Here is a 20,529-nt window from a genome sequence, read left to right as displayed (position 1 = left end):
GTAGGGGTAGTGGATGGTGCGTGCCTACCCCCCCCACCAACCATTTTCCGTCATTTCAGAGATTGGGGCAGCCACGGGGGGCTGCCCCTACAAGAGAATGAAACAGCCCTGGGGGCTAGGGGGGGATCTAGACTTTGATACAAACAAGAAAGACTATCGCTTTCAGGTTACGAGAGTGTAATAAAACGACCCCGCAAGTCAGATGGTATCACATTCAGCACTCTACCTAAAATTTGACCTGTGGCAGCAATTTGAATCGTAGTACCGTCATAACGGCCATTTTTATCTACATCTGTATCGGCGGCTGAAATTTTGCCTTCTCGAGGAAACCTCCCTGAAACGAAAATAACACTCGATAGCGCGAAAGAAAAGGGAATAAGTGTAATATTTGCCTCAGTTAAACCGCCAGTCAAACCAATGCGATCGACCGACCTTTCAAAGTCTAGAATAGCATCCCATGCCGAACCACTAAAACTACGGTTAGAGTTACGCCTTGGATCTTCTGCCACAACATCCGTTCTCAGCACAAACACATCGCTACCCGTTCCGCCTCTGTAATAAGTGTAACCCCGATCGCCACTGAGAGTATCGTTACCCGCACCTCCCTCTAATAAATCATCACCTCGGCCGCCATTCAAGACATCATCTCCGTCACCACCTACGATATAATCATCATCAGAACCACCAGTCAAAATGTCTCTGCCACCTTCACCGTATAAATCATCATCGCCTTTACCGCCTTGCAAGTTGTCATTCCCATCTTTCCCGAATAAAATATCTCCACCATCATTGCCATTGGCGATATCATTCTCAATCGAACCCACAATGGTATCATTGCTTCCTAATCCTAAAACACCTCCAGGAAACTGAGCCATCAAACCAGGAGCGATTGTAAAATTATCAGCATTGTTAGTTAAGTTAAAAGTGTTTGCCACGATCGATATCGAAAAAATGCAATTTACGAAAGATACGCTAACATATGACACGAAGCAGCGTCAAGAGTTGCCTGAGAACGTGCCAGCCACACTTTGTGGTATGATTGGATTGACAAAAGATTTCACAACCACGGAATGACTTATCTCAACTCAACATGATTCAAGGATAATTTAGCGATCGTGTGGGTTGGTGTTTTGACATTGGAAGCTAATTGAAAGCAAGATGAATTTAAAAAGCTTTGACATCGTAATAGTAGGAGCAGGCCCCGCAGGCGGCCACTGTGCTAGAATTCTCGCCAAATCCGGTCGCCCAGTCTTACTTGTAGAGCAAAACGAGAATTTTAATAAAAATGACTTTTCTAGCGCCGCTACGCCTCTAGAAACCCTCTCAAAATTTGATTTACCCGAATCGGTAATCGGCAGTTTTTGGCAAAAAATTACGATTCAAACTAGCAAAGTCAGTCAAACTTGGGAATCTCCTAAAAGCTTGGGAGTAGTGTTAAACTTTGCTAAATTTAGAGAGTTTCTCGCCACCGAAGTTCAGCAACATGGAAGTGAAGTTTGGCTTGGTTATCGCTACATCAAACACTCACAAGCCAACGGCGAAACCATCGTCGAATTTAAACAGCTATCCGATGGTAAACTCATCCAAGTTAGCACTAAAGTCTTGGTTGATGCGACGGGTTTTGCTAGGGCGATTATGTATGAAAAAGAGAATAATAAACCCGATTTTTTATCTGGAACCGGCATCGAATATCTAATTGAAGTAGAACCAGAAATTTACAATAAATACGATGGGAATTTAATCTTTTTTTTGGGCGATAAATGGATGCCCAAAGGTTATGCTTGGATTTTTCCCATGGAACCAAATCGGCTGAAAGTTGGTACTGCTAGGATTTTTTTAGATCCCAAAACAGTTAAGCATTTGTCACCGCTGAAAAAATATATAGATTTACTGATTGATGAGTATCTGAAGTCGAAAAATTATCAAATTATTGACAAACATGGTTCCACACTGAAATACAGTCAGGGTTTGAAGGATATTTATTATCAGGATAATATAATTGCGATCGGCGATGCTGTTTCTACGGTTAACTTTCTCGGCGGCGAAGGAATTAGACACGGGATGGATGGTGCAGAAATAGCAGCTAAATATATGGCAAAATATTTGGACGGCCAAATTTCAAGTTTTCGGGATTATGAAAGAGAAATGCACCGCAAGTTTGATAAAAAATGGCATATTTCGGAAAGATTGGCTGTCAGAAAGTATATCGATGATGTGAATGATGTACTAACTGACAAAATAATTTCTTATTTGAAGTACATGAAAACTGAAGAAGTGATGAACATTATCTTTGATTATAAATTTGAGATAATTTCTAGAGGACTGGCTGGTTATTTAAAAAGGAAAATAAAGGGTTTTATTCAGCGTCTCGGCGGTTGAAACCCCGATTAAGATTAGGAATTTGTGTTAGCCACCTAATTTTCCCCAATTAGCGGCGGTAACTTGCATCCGAGGAAGCGACAATAAAGAATCGGCAAAACTACTAAATCTTGAGCCGTAACCTACACCAAAAGTATAGCCTATAGCTCCTATTAAATGCTCTACAATTTGATCCACACTCCCGTAGGGATAAGCAAAACATTTAACATATTTCCCCAATCCGCCTTCCAAAATAGCACGAGATTTTGCCGCTTCCCGCACAATTTCTGTGGGCGACAAACCAGTCAGAGGTTGATAAGTAGCAGACATGGAACCAATCTCTATCCCAGCATCCCGCAGTTGTCTAATTTCCGGCCATCCCATTAATTGGACTGCTGGCGAATCTGCTTTTTCCCAACTATTTGTCTTACCGATGGACTCTGCTACTACAAACACCGTTGCAGTAAAGTCAAACTGTTGTAGCAGAGGGAAAGCATATTCCAAAAAGTCGAGATAACCACCGTCAAAAGTCAGCAACATAGGTTTACCAGGTAAAGCAGTTTTAGTGAGTTTTGCACTTTGCCAATTTTCCCAACTCACACTATAATAGCCTTGCTTTTTAAGCCTCTGCAACTGTTGTGCAAAACCCTGGGGAGTCACTGCATTGAAACCGTCGGGAGAAATCTGGCGGTATGCAAAAATTGGCAGTTGTTGAGTAACAGTCTTATTGTTAAAAAATTGAGATTTAACTGATTTAGAAACTTCTCCATCGCCGGGATTTTGATCGAGGATTTCCGGTGCGTAAATTATTTGTTTGGGAAAGTCGTTTGCTAGAAATATGGGAATTATCTTTTCCCCGGAAATTTCCGCCACTTCTGCTAATTCCCGCAGCGCCGCCACTGGTAGTGTAGCCCGACGACTAACACTGGTTCCGATCGCCCCCTGATGCCTGCCAAATATCACCGCATCCCGTGGGTAAATACCGCCAGAAACCCCTGCATTCAAGCTGTTGGAGGCATTCGCCATTTTTTGAGCAGACAAGGCTAAATGCGATCGTAGCGACATCTTACCGTCTAGCGGTCTTCCCAACAAAGCCTCCCGCACCGCAGCCACACACAATTCAAAATTGGTATTTTGAATAATTGCCGATCGCACTTTTTCCGCAGAAACCAAATTATCTTCAACCGCAACTGTGACAATCCCAATCGGAACACCGCCGACTTTCACCAACACATCAATTTCCGAAAAATCAACTTGAATATTGGGCAATTCTTCGCTAATTTCCACCACAATCAAGTCTTGACTATGACTAATAATTGATAATTCATTTCTCCTTAACTGAGGATTAGAATCATCATCACAACCATCCCATATTTCCTGTAAAAAATCCTTCCCTTCAATTTTTCGATGCAATTTACTCAGAGAACTTTCCGATAAATGACGTATACTTTCCCAGGTTCTATATTGAAAAAAGCGTTGCAGAATTGGCCAAGCAAACTTAGCTGCGATCGCATCTGCCAAAACCGCGCCAGCCACCATCCCGTCACATACTGGCAATTCAACAACTCCAAGTTTAACACCTTCTAGTTGGACAGTGCAGTAAAGGCGATCGAATATGTGCGGAATCTCAATATCTGAAATAGGTTCAGTCACCTCCACCTTAACCCGCGCGGCAATTTCCGAATTTACACCCTTGATTTTATCTAAAATATATTGAATTTCCCGGCTTTTAAAACAACTATGATATTTATAAACTTTACTGCTTTCAATATCTCTTGCAAGTCCCGTATGCCAAGGTAAATTCAAACTTAAATTAGCAGCTTTGGCTTTATAATTTACCAGCATTTTACTATCATAATCAATTTCAAGAAAATCACATATCTCCGCTAAAAATTTAGTTTTATCCTCTAACAAATTCTCATATTTCACCAGTTTATGATTAGACTTGTGAACATGACTGTAGCTAGTTAACACCCCCTCTTGCCAACGTTTAATACAATGGTCTAAATCCCAGCCATCGCCCCACAATTCCGGGGAAATCCTAGTAACTTCATAAAGAGAAGCTATGGTATCCATAGGATTGCGCCAGATATAGATAAACTTAGCATCAGGTAAAAAGCGTTCTATATCTTTAATAAAATATAGATGTTCCGGTGTTTTTTCCAACCAAATACTTTTCTGCTTTTCCGCAGCCAAACCATCTAAAACACCGACAAACCAACTCACTTTAACATCCGTAGATTGGCTGTTATCAAAATCCTGTAAAAACTCAGGACGATTAATTTCATCCTTAAAAAAAGCTGAGAGTCTAGCGGGAAACTTTTTAACAAACTTATTATACAGTAAATACTGAAAAAACTTAGATTCGGGAAAAGAAATAATTTCAGGATGAGCAGCTAACAAACTCTGAAGCAGTGTCGTACCGCTTCGGGGAGCACCCACTAAAAATATCCGTTTCATGTTGATACTTGATAAATTGTTGCTGAATAAGATTTTTTTGAATTCACCTTACTAGAGCGCAGAGGGCACAGAGGAAGAAAAGAAAGAGGTATAATTCATATTTTTTTCAGCACTCTCTGCGCTCTCTGCGCTCTCTGTGGTAAAAAAATCTTTCCCTAACTCCAACTAAAATCCTCCTTCAATAAATCAGAAAGTTGCCGATTATAAGGTTCAAAATAAGCGATTAACTTTTGCTCGATCGCTTCTGGCATTTTACTATCATTCTCAACACTATTAATCTCAAATTCCTCCCCAGCACTAGCGCTAAAATCCAAGAAATTACCCACTTCAGACAACACGCGATCGGAATTTGCTTGAAAATCTTCGGTTTTCAAAATCAACAATTGTTCCCGTGGGAAATAGTCGAGCCAATTCTTGATTTGTTCCACATAAATACCCCGCGACAAATAGGAGTAGTGCTGGTGATTAAAACTGTGGTAATTTGGAGTAGAGCGCATTTTTTCAATTTCACCTGCTAGCCGATCGCACTCAGAAGCGATCGCCTTGGTAACATCGAACTCTTCACAACCCATCGCCACTTCCAAATTATAGTGCATCCATGCTCTTTGCACTGGATTTCTGAGCATCATAATTAATTTCACATCGGGGAAACACTTATAAACCCGTTGGGCTACCAAAGGATGATCCATATACTCAGGAGTCATCTCCCAGCGCAGCACTGTATCTCCCGCCACACCCAGAGTCAACTGCTGGCTATACCACTCGACACCGCGATCGTAATTTAAGTCAAAAAAGTGAACTTTTCTAGCACCTGCTTGAATAATTTGCAAGGAATTTTCCAGATATCGATACAAACCCTCAATACCGCATTGTTGAGAACCCACCAGTAAAAAATTAGGCCTACTCTGCTGTTTCACCTGAGTCAAAATTGTCGCATAATTGGGATTGTTTTTATTAATCGGGTGAGTTTTGTCAACTTGATTTGGTAATTGGGCACTCTCGATTTGACCATCCAACTCCCAGCGGTAAGGAGGACAAAGAATCGTGTTTTGACGTAAAGGCGATCGCACATACAACGGAGTAACATGATGGCGATAATCATAAATATAAGCCAAGGTTTTTTCATAAACCCCAACATTTACATAATATTGACCATTCCCCAAATCTAATCTATCTAAATACAGCCTAATTTTACCACTACCAGGAGCCAGCGGTAGCAATTGACCGATTTTATTTGTCTTAATATCGAAACAAACTTGACCGTCTTTCCGGCTAATTGTCACCCCAAATATCACACCAGAAATTGACTTTTCCACCGCATAATCAATCTCAATAGTTACAGGATTTCCACTCTCAATTTCGCCATCCGGTAACACTTTTACCTCAGTAATTTTGATACCTAAATAACCAAAGCGATTTTGACTAACTTGCTGTGTACCAACCGTTGTTACTTGAGGAACAATCAGAGGATTAAGTATTTCAGTTTCCGAACCCATTTCCCCCAAATACTGACTGATTACGGCTTCAGTCTGCCCGTAAGCCATGATTGTACCCGATCGCAACCACAAAGCGCGATCGCACATTTTCTGAATTTGCTCAGCCATGTGAGAAATCAAAACAATTGCACAACCTTGACTCTTAAAATCATTAATCTTATTCAAACATTTAGTTTGAAAAGCCACATCCCCAACCGACAAATGTTCATCTACTAAAAGCACTTCTGGATCGGTGTGAACCGCCACCGAAAAAGCCAGCCGCATTTGCATCCCCGTACTGTAAGTCCGCATGGGGCTATCAATAAACTTTTCCAACTCCGCAAATTCAACAATATCATCAAACCGACGCCCCGCTTCTCTGTGAGTCAAACCAGCCACCACCGCCCCCACAAACACATTTTCTCTACCAGTTAAATCCAAATGAAAACCCGCACCCAAATCCAACAAACCACCAATTCTGCCATTAACCTCAATAGTCCCTTCCTCAGCGCAGCCAATACCGCCCACAAGTTGTAATAGGGTCGATTTTCCGGCCCCATTTTTGCCAATAATTCCCAGCATTTCCCCAGGAGAAACCGTAAAACTCACATCACGCAGCGCCCAAAAATGAGCCTGGGGTTTCATCCGCCACCATCCCCACAAAGCGGCCTCCATAATAGTAAAAGGTCGATCGGCACTGTAGCGGTTAAAACGTTTCCCCAAACCCTTAACAACAATAGCTGGACGCATTTACAATTCCTCCACAAAACGATTGCTTTGGCGTCGAAAAATCCCCAACCCGATCGGAAAAAGAGCAGCCACAACAGCGCTGACAATAAACAGTGCTAGCCAATCCGGCTGAATACCTCTCAACAGTACATCGCGGTAAGCTTGCATCAGAGGTACCATGGGATTTAACTGATACAATCCCCGATAGGATTCCGGGACGCTGCTGAGGTCGTAAAAAATCGGAGTCAGGTAAAAAAACATCTGTAACAGCACACCCAAAGTGTGTTGAGTATCACGAAAAGTGACATTCAACGCAGCTAGTGGATAAGCAAAACTCACGGTCAAAATAAACTGAATCAACATCAATAGCGGTAAAATCAGCAGTACATAACTAGGCCGCACGCCATCCACAGCCAGAAAAATAATTAGCACTGGTAGCGCCAGCAAAAAGTGAATTAACCCCGTGGTTGTTGTCACCAATGGTAAAATTTCTGTGGGAAAATTTGGCTGTCTAATTAAAGCGCGGTTGTTGGTAATGAGTGCCGTCGATTTGAATAGCGCTGTCTGACTCCAAGTCCATATTAACAAACCGCTGAACGCAAACGAAGAGAACTTAGAAACATTAATCGGTATTACGGAGCGAAACACAAAGGAAAATACAGCTAACTGTAACAGCGGACTGATTAAAGTCCAAGCAATACCTAAAGACGATCGCTTGTAAAGTAATTTCATATCTCGATCGACCAACACCCGCAGCAAATCAAAGAAATGAATGATTTTGCGAATGTACCCCACATTTACCCTATTTTTCACAGCATACCCCATCCATTATTTCAAGTTCTGGTTGTGTAGTCTCCACCCATTCAAGCTGCACCTGAGTTCCTGGCTCAGCCCTTGATTGTAAAAAATCGACTCCCATCAGTTTTAGTGCCCTAATTACCATGGTTGATTCCTAATTATTTAACGACCCATTCATCTTGGTTAAAATCATAAGAATTAAGCAGGAGGAAGCAATCAATCTGGTTTTTGCCATTATTAAAGATTTAAATATAATATTGTCGTCACAAACCAGGTTTCTCCCTGTAGCTGCTTTCTAGGAAGGACGATCGCTGATTTTTGGGTCCAATACTATAGATAACTGTAGATGTTGAAGTAGGCGGTTGTCAACTAAACTAGACTCATTCTGGGTAGCACTTTTCGGCATACCCTTAAGGGCGATCGCCCCTAGCAATTCCTCCCCCATCGTATTTGCCAAAATTGGACGCAAGTGAACCCCTCGTAGTGGTTCCATACCAACTTTCGGGGCGATGTGACCCACCGGAATTTCACCGTAACGCAGGTGAACCCCATCCGGTCGTTTTTCGTCAATGATTCGCTCTGCCTCCAACCAACCTTCCTGCAAGTCAATTTCAATTTCCTGTGCCCTGACAGCCGCGCTAGCCGTTCCAGATTGCATAAAACTCGCCACAGCCGATCGCGTTGGCAAACTATCCATCACCCCCCGCAAATAGGAGTAAGCCAATAGTCTCGTCCGCAGCCACCGCCAACTACCCCGCATCCCCAGGTATTCCAGCCAGTCAAGGGATTTTCTGAGTCCGATAGTCAACAAATCTAAGCCGGCTGGCCATAGAAACACCATCGCCACCAAAATTTTATCTACCAACGCATCAGGAGTGTCATAGTCCTTGATGTGTAGAAAGGGTTTGATTTCTGGGTGTCGCTCACCGATCAAAACATCCGATCGCCCTTCCGCACGAGCACGACCAAAAGAGCGATCGAGATTATTAGTTTCATGTTCATAATGATAGCCAACAGCATCCGGTGCCGCCACAAAAGGCACTTTTGCCTTGAGCAGACGCAAGGCGAATTCATAATCTTCATAAGCAGTACCAGGACCGAAAGCAGAATCAAAACCTGCGGTGCTAGCAAACAGTTTAGTCTCAATAGAAAGATTGCCACAGAGCAAATCTTGATAACTATAGCGGTGATCGGGCTTGCTCATCTGGTAAAATTTTTCCTCCCACCAAGTCCGCACTTCTATCTCAAAAAACTTAGTCCTGGAGCGTAACTTTGGTGGATAAGGACCGATCGCAGCGCAGCCCGGATGTTCTTGATGAACTCGCAAATGGTTTTCTACTAAACAGGGAGTTGGTTCTATATCATCATCGAGAAACAGCAACATTTGTCCAGTAGCCTCCGCTGCTCCCACATTACGAGACATACCCACACTGCGGCAATTTGCCTCAATTATTTGCAGTTTAAAAGGAGCTTTGTACTCTTCTAACATTGCTAAAGTATCGTCAATGCAGCTATCTGCAACCACCCTAACTTCGATGAGTTCTAAGGGATAAGTCTGTAATTGCAAAGCATCCAAAGCCCGGCGCAGCGAATAACTGCGGTTGTGAGTTATTAGAACTATACTAAATGTTATGTTTTCCATATTTACATTGGGAATTGGGAATTGGGAATTGGGAATCGGGCATCGGTTATTATAATCAACAACTAACAACTAACAAATAACTAACTAATAATTTCTTCCTTGATTTTTTGCAACCACTTCCTAGAAGCAAAATAAGCCATCGGCCCCCTCATGCAGCCCCGTAATTGAGCCAACAGCAAATCACTAGGAACAGCATCCGGTTGCTTTCGCAATGAAGCAATTAGTTCAGGAATTTGTTTGTAGCACAACCATGACAAGCCTAACAGCATCACGCCGAATTCTCGATGCACCAAAATCATCTGCGTCCAAAAAGCATAGACTCCCACTCCATAGCCTTCAAGAGTATTCCGCAGTTCTTCCCAAGTGCGCCGATGGCGATGCCAACTCAAGGCCCTGGGCTCGTAGACAATGCAGTAGCCCGATCGCAAAATGCGGGTAAAAAATTCGCAGTCTTCCCCGCTAGCCGCCGGCGTTCCGGCCCCCAAAGCTTCGTCAAACAGCCCGATAAACTCCATCGAACTTGAACGCACAGCCATACTCGCTGAAACCCCCACCAGATGCACAACCAGAGGATTGCTGTGGGCCCCATCAAACACTAGGCGCTCAAATCCCCGCCCGTGGGGGCTGTAGCGCTCAAACCATTCTTGGGCTTCTGTTTCCAGTTCCAGTGGCATCACTAGGCCCGTGACGCACATCACTCTGGGGTCACTGAAATTTTGCAAGAGCGATCGCAACCAGTGCCGATCGGGAGTCGCATCGTCATCTGTAAACGCCACGAATTCGTGTTTAGCTTCCCGTAAAGCTCGATTGCGGGCCGCGCTGGAACCCGGTACATCCTCCCGCACATAGCGGACTTTTGGGTAATTTTTGACCAGTTCCCTGGTACTATCCGTGGCGGGACAGTTGTCAATTACCAAGTATTCCTGACCATCATCGGGCAGTCCCATCAATGCTTCAAGAGTGCGCTGCAAATCTTCCGGGCGATCGCGCGTGCAAACCGCTACGGTGGCGATCGGCACAGGCTGCACAGGCCCCCGTTCGTCCCATGCTAAGGCATCCCAAAGCCAGTTTTTTCCAAGGTTTTTCCCCACAGCCTGCGTCAGTGTTTCCCGTAATTCATCGCCGCCAATGCGACCTCCGACTACTGGCAAAGTTGCTTGGCCGATCGGATTTCCGTGCGATCGAATTAACACCAGCGCTTGGCTGTAGGGTTTCTCAAACACTATTTCTGGCGGCAGTTGAGAAATTTCAAGGTCGAGAATAGCTGTTGCCATGAGTTATCCGATAGATTTTTGCTAAGAAATGCTAACGAACATCAGTGTATTCGAGCCAGATGCAAAACTGCGGTTAAGAGTTCAGCTTCGCCGAAGTGACTGGGTTTTCAACCCAGTTTTCTGATAAATCCTGATTAACTACCAATTATGTATCACTCGCAAGATCCCTTTCCTTGATAGCATCAAATCTTAAGGGCAGAATTTGTATCGCAAACATTTCCACTCGATCGCTCAATGGAGTCGTAACAAGAGTTTAAATGTGGTGATACGGCAAATTGCGCGCAAAGCAGGGAGCTCACCGCAATGATGGAACTCGATTGTTTACCTTACGGCGCAGGTCATGCTAATGAAGGCGTCTGTCTGTTAGTGCGAATGGGACCGCACCGGATTTTACTCGACTGTGGTGTCGAAAATATCCCACTGCTGTCAGCAGAACTCGATCGGCCAGATCCCGCCGATTTAGTGATATGTACCCATGCCCATGCCGACCACGCCAGAGGTTTACTAGCACTTCACCAATCTTTCCCCCAGTTACCCATCTATGCCAGCGAAGTCACAACCCAACTGCTACCCCTGAACTGGTTACAACAGGCCCAGTCATCAGATTTGCAGTTCTGTCAGCCACTGCCTTGGCAGTCCCCCGTGGAACTGCGCCGGGGACTCACCGTCCAGTTATTCCCATCGGGCCATTTGCCCGGAGCGGCCACTGCCATCCTCACCTATGCTGCCCCCCACCGCACCTACACCCTCGTTTACACCGGTGATTTTTTTCTGTCCAATTCTCGTTTGGTGGAAGGGTTGCCCCTGGGAGAACTCCGGGGACTCAAACCCGATGTGCTAATTTTGGAAGGCAGTTATGGTACTGCCCGTCACCCTCACCGCCGACAACTAGAAAATCAGTTAGCAGAACGGATTCATCGCGCGATCGCCGACGGCTATTCCGTACTGTTGCCCACCCCAGCACTGGGTTTGGGCCAAGAACTACTCATGCTACTCCGCAGCCACCACTATTTTACCGGTCGCGACTTAGATATCTGGGTAGATGGCGCTGTGGCTGACGGCTGCGACGCTTATTTGGAATTACTACCTCAATTTCCCACAGCAGTCCAAAATTTTGCTCTGCATCAACCTTTATTTTGGGATGAAAGGGTCAAACCCCGCGTGCGCCGACGAGATCCCAAACAGCAGCCATTTTTGGGCCAAGGCCCCTGTATTGTGATTACTGATGAAACTGCTGATTGGAATTTGTACGTTGCCGATCGCACCCATCCTTGGATTGTACTTCTACCTCAAAAACCCGGATATCCTATCAGAGAATCTGTTGGTGACAGACAGGAATCAGGAGTCAGACTGATCGAAACTTACTTGTTAGCCGAACACTGTGACGGACCCGGAACTACCCAGCTAATTCACAACTTACGCCCGCAGCACGTAATTTTGATCCACGGTTCCCCCGCCTATTTGGCGGATTTGGCTAATTTGGACGAGTTGCGAAACCGCTACCAGTTGCACACTCCAGCCACGGGAACTATTGTAGATCTGCCCCTGGGCGAAATGTTTTTGCAACCGGCCATCCCGGAAACTAATTATGAGGGAGAACTCAGTGACTTGGGGACGGAAGTAGCGATTAATTTGCCACACCAGATTGCAGACGATCCCCGCTGGGTCAATTTTGCCGATACCGGTTTGGTAGAAGCCCGATGGCAAGGGGAGGAACTTGTGCTGCGAGGGATTTCTCAACGGGAACTGTTGTTTCAAGGGACCGATCGAACTCGCATCATCAACATCGAATGCTGTGCCAACTGCCAGCACTACCGCGGCCAGCGCTGTTGGAGTCAATTATCTCCTTTGTTTGGATTCAAAGTCACTCCCGATGGCTACTGTCCCGTGTTTAAATCGATACCAGAGTCTGAACTCTCCCCCTCGGAGGAAACCGACAGCCCCTAGTTTGATATTCAAGTACAACCGAAACACAGCGCAAAAAAGGGAGAAAAGTTATTTTCTAATCTCCCCAGTGTGATTTGCTCCCTAGACAGAATCTGAAAACTATTCCAAACTAGAGTCTGGGTAGTGATTGCGAATTTGTTCTGCTTCTGGACAATCGTCAGAAACTAGGGGCTCGCAGTTAATTCTCGACACCGAAGCCAATTTTTGGGACACCGAGCCAATACTCTCTAGACGCACCATTTCTTCCCAAGAGCTGAGTTCGTCTTCTTCGTCGGTTTCGTAGCGCAGCGTGACTAGATCCCCTTCAATATCTAGGATACGAGCGCGCTCTATCCAACGTTGCTGATCTCGAAGAAAAATAGAAACCTCACGACCATCACAACAGAGTTGATAGATTTTGCGCTGTAGCATTTGTCAGTTCTCCTGCGCAGTGTAACTTGCTTAAAAGATTGCCTGTTTACATTAACGTACTTTGAGCTTTACATCGGAAGGCACAGCCCGATAGACTAGCCAGTTTCACGTTTTCCAAAACTTTGAAACCGATGGGAATTACCAAATTAAATCATACCACTAAATCTACCTACTACGCCATTTATATTGTCGCAGTTTATGCTGTGGCTGTATGAGGGCGAGCGATCGAACCACCCTGTTACTGCCAAACATCCTCTCGCCCTTGCCAGCAAACCCCGTTGGAGTAGCCCGGTTTGCTGGCACTGGCCAACTGACTGTTGGGTCTAAGTATGTCCAGATTGAGGGCCAAAACGGCACTCAAACAAGGATAATAAAAACAGACTCTGCAAAAAAAATTTCGATCGCCTATCCATTTTTCCGCAAATTGTACCACTCATGACCTTTGGTGATGATTAAAATTAGCCAATTGTGATGGAAGTCACTGACAGCAGTGGGTAACTAAATGTAGAAAATGGTGGCGGCCAATAACTAGCTTCAAAGCGGGCAGCGGAACCTGTGGCGGTTAAGCTAAGAAAATTGCGGTTCCGTTAAAACAAAATTGAAGTCAGCGCGAGTGAAGCGTGTTAAGGAGGCTAATTGATGGTATATGCAGAAAATTGGTCGCAGCCGTCTATTCTGGAGCTAGCGCGATCGGGAAACTTTCAAGCGCTTAATTATTGGATAGACAGTTTGCTGCGACCTGAAGGGATTTATGCCCGCGTCGAAGAGGCTCAGGCCGGATGCGTGCAAATCTTGGTAGAATTTCAGCGCGACTTTGCTTCAGATGCCACACTACTGGGGAGCACTTTGCGAGAAGGTTTAGTCAAATTCATTTGTCACCAACTGTGGAGACTTAACTCGCCAGCAGTAGAAGGCGTGAGAATTCACGCGCGTTTAGCAGGAGAACCAGAAATTCTCTGGAAACAATCAGTACGCATAGTCACTCCAGCAAATCGGCGACGGCGACGTTTCCGTTCCCTATTGGTAGTCGATTGGGTTAAATTTAAAAGCTATCGTTCTCTACTGCTAGTCGGTTCATCACTGGCTTCATTTATATTAGGTTGTTGGGTGACATACCAAGAAGCTCTGGTGATGCGGTTAGACCCGCCCACCTCTGCATACCAAAAAATGGCTGTAATGTCCGGTCCTCCTCCCAAGCGCGGGAACACCGTGCAAGGAGCCTTAGAAACATTACCAGTAGTAAAGCTCGATCGAGTTGCCAATCCTTATGACCCTACTGTTACCCTGATGTTCGGCGGGAATGTAAATCTATTAGATGCCTTTTCCAAAGTGGCAGACCGAGGCTACGATTGGGCCTTCGCAAATATGGAAGAATATCGCAAAGCAGATGTGGCGATGGTGAACCTAGAAAATCCCCTGACTCGCTCTAGCTTGGGTAAAAATAAAAAACAATTAAATTTTCAAGCCGATCCAGAACTGGTCAAAGTATTAACAGCAGGCGGAGTGGATATCGTCAATCTAGCAAATAACCACGCTATGGACTACCAAGAACCTGGACTGGTGGAAACTATAAATACTCTAAATAATGCGGGAATTCAGCATCTGGGAGCAGGCAAAAATATTAAAGAAGCAAGGCGTCCAGATATTATTGAAGTTAAGGGTCAGCGGATAGCTTACCTTGGTTACTACGATTCTGACCTCCATGCTGCCGACTTGGGGAAAGCCGGAACTAACCCACGCCGCAATAACCGTGTGGCGGAGGATATTCGAGCTCTCAGGGGTCAGGTAGACTGGATTATTGTGAATTATCACTGGGGAGTAGAATTGGCAGATTATCCAGGGGATTGGCAGATAGATTTGGCTCGGTTCACCATCGACCAAGGAGCTGATTTGGTGGTAGGACACCACCCCCATGTTCTGCAAGGTGCGGAAGTTTACAAAGGCAGACCGATAGTTTACTCCCTGGGAAATTTTATCTTTGGGGGCAATGCTCGTAGCGATTACGACACAGCAGTGCTGAAAGTATCGCTCAAAGACAGAAACATGAAAGTAGAGTTTCTGCCTGTGGAGGTAAAAAAGTTTCAGCCGAAGGTGGTTACAGGAGCAGCGGGCGATCGCATCCTCAAGCACGTCGAGCAGATTTCGAGTATTTTCGATCGACCGATGCGATCGCAAGTAGTTCTAGAAGCCCCATTTTCGGGAGTACCAGACCAAAAAAATCCGAATTCTCAATTACCAGGAGTGATTAAGAACCGTACACAAAAATCCCAGCCAGATGCCCCTTCCCTAGGAGGTGAAAGTAGCCAACCCCAGCCAGGACAAATCAAACCAAATCGTAGTTTGCCCACTTTGCCCGTGGCACCCAAACAGCAGGAAAATTCGTCATTTTTTGACAACGGAAATTTTCCGGCTGTGGAGTCAAGTCCGCCTCCGAGTAAAGATTTGCCACCCCGCATCTACCGAGGTGAACGTCAAAAACCTAGTGGGGAATCAGATCCATTTACCAAAGAGCCATTCATCAAAGAACCGTTCATTTCCCCGCCATCTCCAAGTTCGCCAACCGGAAGCAGTCCCCAAAGTTATCTTCCGCCAACTCAGTCTGTATCCTTCAAACTCGCGGTCAAACCACCGACTCCCACAGCCCTGCTCCCAGCTAAAAAAACCTCCAGCGACTACAAGCCGATCGCCTTGCCTCCCCTATCTCCAAAGATCGGTTAACCAGCAGGGAGGACTACCAGGGGAAGAAATCAGAGTCCAAGGGGTAGCAACAAATGGGCGACTAACTACTAACCACAAATTGACTGACAACCAATGATCCATGACCTACTACCGATGACAAATGTGTTTGCGATCGCGCTCAAGCAAAAGCAGTACAAAACCTACGTCCTCTCTGACGAAACCGCTAACTCCACTCTCGAAGTTGTGCCGGAACGAGGCGGTATTGCCACTAGCTGGCTGGTTGAAGGCAAAGAAATCTTATACTTAGACACCGAACGCTTCACTAATCCCGATTTGACTGTCCGAGGCGGAGTGCCGATTCTGTTTCCCATCTGTGGCAATCTCCCAGACAATACCTACACACACAAGGGAGTGCAGTGGCAACTCAAACAGCACGGCTTTGCTCGCGATTTACCTTGGACGGTAGAGGAAATGGTGACGGAGGGTTGCGCCGCTGTTACCCTGATGCTCGAAAGTAGCGACAAGACTCTGGCTGTTTATCCCTTTGATTTCCAACTAGCCTTTACTTATCAGATTAAAGGCAATGCTTTGGAAATTTTTCAGCGATACACCAATCTGTCAGAGGAACCGATGCCCTTTTCTAGCGGCTTACACCCTTACTTTTTAGCAGAGGACAAATCCCAGCTCCGCTTTGAAATTCCGGGGATGCAGTACAGAGATCAGAACACTCACTCCAAGGGTTATTTCACCGGAGTTTTTGACCCCAACCTGGATGAAATAGATGTTTCCTTTGATGAACTCACTGGCCTAGCTGCTACTGTCACTGACTCGGCTCGCGATTTGCGCCTCACCCTTAGTTACAGCTCTAGCTATGGCAAGTTGGTGTTCTGGATGCTCAAAGGCAAGGATTTTTACTGTTTGGAACCTTGGACTGCTCCTCGGAATGCCCTAAACACAGGCGAACACTTGATGTATTTGCCCCCCGGCGCGACTTGCGAGATGTTGGTGCGGATGACGGCAACTTTTTTGTAAAAAAGACTTGCTATTTAAAATGATGGGTGCTACTATTAGTAAATGTGCGCGGTAACAATGGTTACGCGGGTCGCTAGCTCAGCGGTAGAGCATTCGGCTTTTAACCGATTGGTCTCGGGTTCAAATCCCGGGCGACCCATAAGTCAACATCAAACAAGAAATATTGAGTTCTGAGTATAACACTCAGAACTCAATGTTTTAGTAGGTAGAATTTTCAATGGAATCTGGAAACATCCTGCGCGATCGGTAGCAAATTGTCTTAAGATTGTCCTAAGAATTGAACTTGTCCCAAATTCACTGGCCAGAAACCACAAATAATTAGGAGGAATATCTATGGCGCTAGTACCTATGCGACTGCTGCTCGACCACGCGGCTGAAAATGGTTACGGCCTACCGGCTTACAACGTCAATAACATGGAGCAAATCCAAGCCATCATGCGTGCTGCTGACGAAACCAACAGCCCCGTGATCCTGCAAGCTTCTCGCGGCGCTCGCTCCTACGCTGGGGAAAACTTCCTGCGCCACTTGATTTTGGCCGCAGTTGAAACCTATCCTCACATCCCCATTTCCATGCACCAAGACCACGGCAATGCCCCCGGTACTTGCTATTCTGCCATGCGCCAAGGTTTCACCAGCGTGATGATGGACGGTTCTTTGGAAGCAGATGCTAAAACTCCTGCTAGCTACGAGTACAACGTTCAAGTTACTCGCGATGTTGTCAATGTTGCTCATTCCATCGGCGTTAGCGTCGAAGGTGAACTGGGTTGCTTGGGCTCTCTGGAAACCGGGATGGGCGAAGCAGAAGACGGCCACGGCTTTGAAGGCGCTCTGTCTCACGATCAATTGTTGACAGATCCTGAACAAGCAGTTGATTTCGTTGAGCAAACCGGCGTTGATGCTTTAGCAGTGGCGATCGGCACTTCTCACGGCGCTTACAAGTTTACTCGCAAGCCCACTGGCGAAATTTTGGCAATCAGCCGCATTGAAGAAATTCACCGCCGCTTACCAAATACTCACTTGGTAATGCACGGTTCTTCTTCTGTGCCCCAAGAATTGCTGGAAATTATCAACAACAACGGTGGCAAAATCCGCGAAACCTACGGCGTACCCGTCGAAGAAATCCAAAAGGGCATTAAGTGCGGCGTTCGCAAGATCAATATCGATACTGACAACCGTTTGGCGATTACCGCGGCGGTGCGCGAAGCTTTGTTTGCCAAGCCCGATGAGTTCGACCCCCGTCACTTCCTGAAGCCATCGATCAAGTATATGCAAAAAGTTTGTAGCGATCGCTATCAATCTTTTGGCTGTGCTGGCCACGGTACAAACATCAAGCAAGTATCTTTGGATGATTTTGCAGCTAAATATGCTAAGGGCGAATTGAGCTCTACTGCTAAGAAAGCTGTAACTGTTTAAGAATTTTAAGGTTTAGATTTTAGATTTGTCTGAATCCTAAATTTGGTATTTCCGGGTAGCTTTGGAGTTACCCGGTTTTTGTTTGTGTCTTGATTTTTTGAATAACTTATTTTGCCCCTAGGTAGGGTTCAGGGTAGATAATTTTACCTCGCTGGGTTCAAAAACGTCAAATAGGCTATATAATTCTTAATAGATGTTGATTCGGGAACTTTTTTGAAATCACCCGATCGGATGAGTCTCAAAGACGATGCCAAACATTAACAAAAACTTTACCTTAAAGGTAATCCTGAGATTAAATTAGGTGACTCGGTATGATCGTTAGCCCTAAAAAGGAAACTGCTCAAGTCCAAGTGGAAGACACCAAGACGGCAGATACCCAGATTGCAGATACCAAAACCGCTCAAAAGCAGTCCCCCAAAAAACCCGCGCCCAAATCGAAACGGTGGGCGATCGGGCTGCTGGCCGCAGGGTTGATAGCTGTACCGACCACCATCTATATAGTAAAGAGTAAATCCCAGCCCAAAGTAGATGCGATCGCCACCCTGACAGTGCCTGTGGAATCGCAAAACCTCACCGTGCGGATCACATCTAGTGGCACGGTGCAGCCTGTACAGCGCGTGAATCTCAGCCCGAAAGGCTCCGGGCGGATTGCAGAATTATTTGTCGAACAGGGCGATTCCGTCGAAGCAGGACAAATTATTGCCCGCATGGAAAGTCGCGACATCGAAGCCCAACTCCAACAAGCCAAAGCCAGGGAAACTAGCATTCGAGCCAAACTTGCCAAAATCGAGGCCGGGAATCGCTCGGAAGACATCGCCAGTGCCGAAGCCCGCCTAGCTCAAGCCGAAGCCAGTCTCGCTCAACTCCAAGCCGGCAGTCGGGTGGAAGAAGTCGCAGGAGCCAGAGCCCGCTTGCAACAAAGTCAAGCCGGCTTGCAGCAACTACGAGCCGGTAATCGAGTCGAAGAAGTCAGCCAAGGGCGAGCGAGATTAGCCCAAGCTCAAGCTCGTTTAGCCGACGCTCAAACTGGTAGTTTAAAACAAGAAATTGCCCAAGCACAAACCCAAATTGAATCCAGTAAAGCCCAAGCCGAACTAACAGCTCAACGTGTCGAACGCAATAGGTCATTAGTCAAAGAAGGTGCTCTGGCTCAAGATAAATTGGATGAATTAATTAAAGAAAATCGGACTGCCCAAGCTAAAGTAACAGAATCCCAAAGACGGCTGCAACAACTGCAAGAAAATCGGCTGTCCCAAATCCAGCAACTGCAAGCTGCTGTTGAAGTCGAGCAGCAAGGATTAAACCAATTGAAAAACGGGACGCGATCGGAAGCCATAGCCAAAGCCGAAGCAGAAGTTGCTGAAGCCAAAAGCAAATTAACACAGTTAGAAAACGGCAATCGTCCAGAAGAAATAGCCAAAGCCCAAGCAGCAGTTGCCGAAGCAAAAAGCCAATTAGCAGTACAAGTAAACGGCTCTCGCCCGGAAGAAATAGCACAAGCTAAAGCTGACTTAGCAGAAGCTCAAGCTCAAGTCCGTTATCAAGAAGTGCAGTTAGAAGATACCAAAGTTCGCGCTCCCTTTCCAGGAATAATTACCCAAAGGTACGCCATCCAAGGAGCTTTTGTGACTCCGGCAACTTCGGCATCTGAAGCTACTTCAGCAACTTCGACATCGATTGTGGCTTTAGCAAGAGATGTGGAAGTCTTGGCGAAAGTCCCGGAAGCCGATATTAGTCAAATTAAACCGGGTCAAGTAGTGGAAATAGTGGCAGATGCTTATCCAGATAAAGTGTTTAAAGGCGGCGTTAAATTAATTGCCCCAGAAGCTGTCAAAGAACGGGATGTGACGTTATTTCAAGTCCGAGTAGCCATAGATACGGGCAAAGATTTGTTGCAGTCGGGGATGAATGTAGATTTGAGATTTGTGGGTCAAAAGTTGAGCAATGCTTTAGTTGTGCCGACGGTGGCAATTGTGACGAATAAAGGTCAAACAGGTGTGTTGATTCCAGATGAAAAACAGCAGCCTAAGTTTCACCCAGTTACCATCGGTTCAACCATCGGTAATAAGATTCAGATTTTGGAGGGTGCGAAGGCTGGCGATCGGGTGTTCACAGAACTGCCTCAAGGTAAGAAGTTGGAGGATATTATCAAGAATCAGAAATAGTCATTAGTCATTAGTCATTAGTCATTAGCTGTGGCAGGGCGGGTTTACCAAAAAACTGGGTCTAAAGCCCCGTCCTTCTAGGACGGCTTTAAATTGACGCGGACATGATATAACTAATAACCAATAACTAATGACTAATAACCAAT

13 protein-coding genes and 1 tRNA gene are annotated in these 20,529 nt (G+C 45.6%); 7 read left to right on the top strand and 7 right to left on the bottom strand.

What is annotated here, in order from left to right:
- Nucleotides 1–167: 167 nt before the first annotated feature.
- On the bottom strand, nucleotides 168–935 hold the full coding sequence (locus AAFP14_RS20365; RefSeq protein ID WP_341734027.1) for a calcium-binding protein: 768 nt from the start codon (nucleotides 933–935) through the stop codon (nucleotides 168–170).
- A gap of 223 nt (nucleotides 936–1,158) precedes the next feature.
- Between AAFP14_RS20365 and AAFP14_RS20360 the strand changes: the two genes are divergently transcribed.
- The gene (locus tag AAFP14_RS20360) at nucleotides 1,159–2,379 is read left to right on the top strand and encodes an NAD(P)/FAD-dependent oxidoreductase (RefSeq protein WP_341734026.1); all 1,221 of its coding nucleotides are present in this window, start codon (nucleotides 1,159–1,161) and stop codon (nucleotides 2,377–2,379) included.
- A 27-nt stretch (nucleotides 2,380–2,406) separates the two neighbouring features.
- On the opposite strand, the gene AAFP14_RS20355 is transcribed toward AAFP14_RS20360, so the two are convergent.
- From AAFP14_RS20355 to AAFP14_RS20335, 5 genes are all read right to left on the bottom strand, one after another.
- Nucleotides 2,407–4,818, bottom strand: coding sequence for a sulfotransferase (locus AAFP14_RS20355; RefSeq protein WP_341734025.1), 2,412 nt, complete (start codon nucleotides 4,816–4,818; stop codon nucleotides 2,407–2,409).
- A 155-nt stretch (nucleotides 4,819–4,973) separates the two neighbouring features.
- Nucleotides 4,974–7,043, bottom strand: coding sequence for an ATP-binding cassette domain-containing protein (locus AAFP14_RS20350; RefSeq protein WP_341734024.1), 2,070 nt, complete (start codon nucleotides 7,041–7,043; stop codon nucleotides 4,974–4,976).
- The gene (locus tag AAFP14_RS20345) at nucleotides 7,044–7,835 is read right to left on the bottom strand and encodes an ABC transporter permease (protein WP_341734023.1); all 792 of its coding nucleotides are present in this window, start codon (nucleotides 7,833–7,835) and stop codon (nucleotides 7,044–7,046) included.
- Nucleotides 7,836–8,115: 280 nt separating this feature from the next.
- Nucleotides 8,116–9,462, bottom strand: a complete 1,347-nt coding sequence (locus tag AAFP14_RS20340) for a glycosyltransferase family 2 protein (RefSeq protein ID WP_341734022.1) — start codon at nucleotides 9,460–9,462, stop codon at nucleotides 8,116–8,118.
- Between the two features lie 80 nt (nucleotides 9,463–9,542).
- On the bottom strand, nucleotides 9,543–10,736 hold the full coding sequence (locus AAFP14_RS20335; RefSeq protein WP_341734021.1) for a glycosyltransferase family 2 protein: 1,194 nt from the start codon (nucleotides 10,734–10,736) through the stop codon (nucleotides 9,543–9,545).
- Between the two features lie 306 nt (nucleotides 10,737–11,042).
- Between AAFP14_RS20335 and AAFP14_RS20330 the strand changes: the two genes are divergently transcribed.
- Complete coding sequence (locus tag AAFP14_RS20330; RefSeq protein ID WP_341734084.1) at nucleotides 11,043–12,683, top strand: MBL fold metallo-hydrolase; 1,641 nt, start codon at nucleotides 11,043–11,045, stop codon at nucleotides 12,681–12,683.
- Between the two features lie 99 nt (nucleotides 12,684–12,782).
- On the opposite strand, the gene AAFP14_RS20325 is transcribed toward AAFP14_RS20330, so the two are convergent.
- On the bottom strand, nucleotides 12,783–13,094 hold the full coding sequence (locus tag AAFP14_RS20325; protein WP_340522346.1) for a DUF6679 family protein: 312 nt from the start codon (nucleotides 13,092–13,094) through the stop codon (nucleotides 12,783–12,785).
- A gap of 639 nt (nucleotides 13,095–13,733) precedes the next feature.
- On the opposite strand from AAFP14_RS20325, the gene AAFP14_RS20320 reads away from it, so the two are divergent.
- The 5 genes from AAFP14_RS20320 to AAFP14_RS20300 all read left to right on the top strand — a co-directional run bounded on the left by AAFP14_RS20320 (nucleotide 13,734) and on the right by AAFP14_RS20300 (nucleotide 20,383).
- A complete protein-coding gene (locus AAFP14_RS20320) occupies nucleotides 13,734–15,812 on the top strand; it encodes a CapA family protein (RefSeq protein WP_341734020.1) in 2,079 nt (692 codons plus the stop codon).
- Nucleotides 15,813–15,935: 123 nt separating this feature from the next.
- Entirely contained in the window at nucleotides 15,936–16,805 is an 870-nt protein-coding gene (locus AAFP14_RS20315; RefSeq protein WP_472851072.1) for an aldose epimerase family protein, read from the top strand.
- Nucleotides 16,806–16,872: 67 nt separating this feature from the next.
- A tRNA-Lys gene (locus AAFP14_RS20310) sits at nucleotides 16,873–16,944 on the top strand.
- 194 nt (nucleotides 16,945–17,138) lie between these two features.
- On the top strand, nucleotides 17,139–18,218 hold the full coding sequence (fba, locus tag AAFP14_RS20305; RefSeq protein WP_341734018.1) for a class II fructose-bisphosphate aldolase: 1,080 nt from the start codon (nucleotides 17,139–17,141) through the stop codon (nucleotides 18,216–18,218).
- 311 nt (nucleotides 18,219–18,529) lie between these two features.
- Entirely contained in the window at nucleotides 18,530–20,383 is a 1,854-nt protein-coding gene (locus AAFP14_RS20300; protein WP_341734017.1) for an efflux RND transporter periplasmic adaptor subunit, read from the top strand.
- Nucleotides 20,384–20,529 lie beyond the last annotated feature (146 nt).

This window comes from Microcoleus sp. EPA2, assembly GCA_020882975.1.
GTDB lineage: Bacteria > Cyanobacteriota > Cyanobacteriia > Cyanobacteriales > Microcoleaceae > Microcoleus.
Note: the sequence above shows the minus strand (reverse complement) of the source record. Positions and strands in the feature narration are given on the sequence as shown.

Bases quoted from the DNA above. Each gene is read 5' to 3' on its own strand.
- AAFP14_RS20330 (WP_341734084.1), top strand. From the start codon at position 11,043: ATGGAACTCGATTGTTTACCTTACGGCGCAGGTCATGCTAATGAAGGC.
- AAFP14_RS20335 (WP_341734021.1), bottom strand. From the start codon at position 10,736: ATGGCAACAGCTATTCTCGACCTTGAAATTTCTCAACTGCCGCCAGAA.
- AAFP14_RS20350 (WP_341734024.1), bottom strand. From the start codon at position 7,043: ATGCGTCCAGCTATTGTTGTTAAGGGTTTGGGGAAACGTTTTAACCGC.
- AAFP14_RS20340 (WP_341734022.1), bottom strand. From the start codon at position 9,462: ATGGAAAACATAACATTTAGTATAGTTCTAATAACTCACAACCGCAGT.
- fba (WP_341734018.1), top strand. From the start codon at position 17,139: ATGGCGCTAGTACCTATGCGACTGCTGCTCGACCACGCGGCTGAAAAT.
- AAFP14_RS20300 (WP_341734017.1), top strand. From the start codon at position 18,530: ATGATCGTTAGCCCTAAAAAGGAAACTGCTCAAGTCCAAGTGGAAGAC.
- AAFP14_RS20355 (WP_341734025.1), bottom strand. From the start codon at position 4,818: ATGAAACGGATATTTTTAGTGGGTGCTCCCCGAAGCGGTACGACACTG.
- AAFP14_RS20360 (WP_341734026.1), top strand. From the start codon at position 1,159: ATGAATTTAAAAAGCTTTGACATCGTAATAGTAGGAGCAGGCCCCGCA.
- AAFP14_RS20325 (WP_340522346.1), bottom strand. From the start codon at position 13,094: ATGCTACAGCGCAAAATCTATCAACTCTGTTGTGATGGTCGTGAGGTT.
- AAFP14_RS20320 (WP_341734020.1), top strand. From the start codon at position 13,734: ATGGTATATGCAGAAAATTGGTCGCAGCCGTCTATTCTGGAGCTAGCG.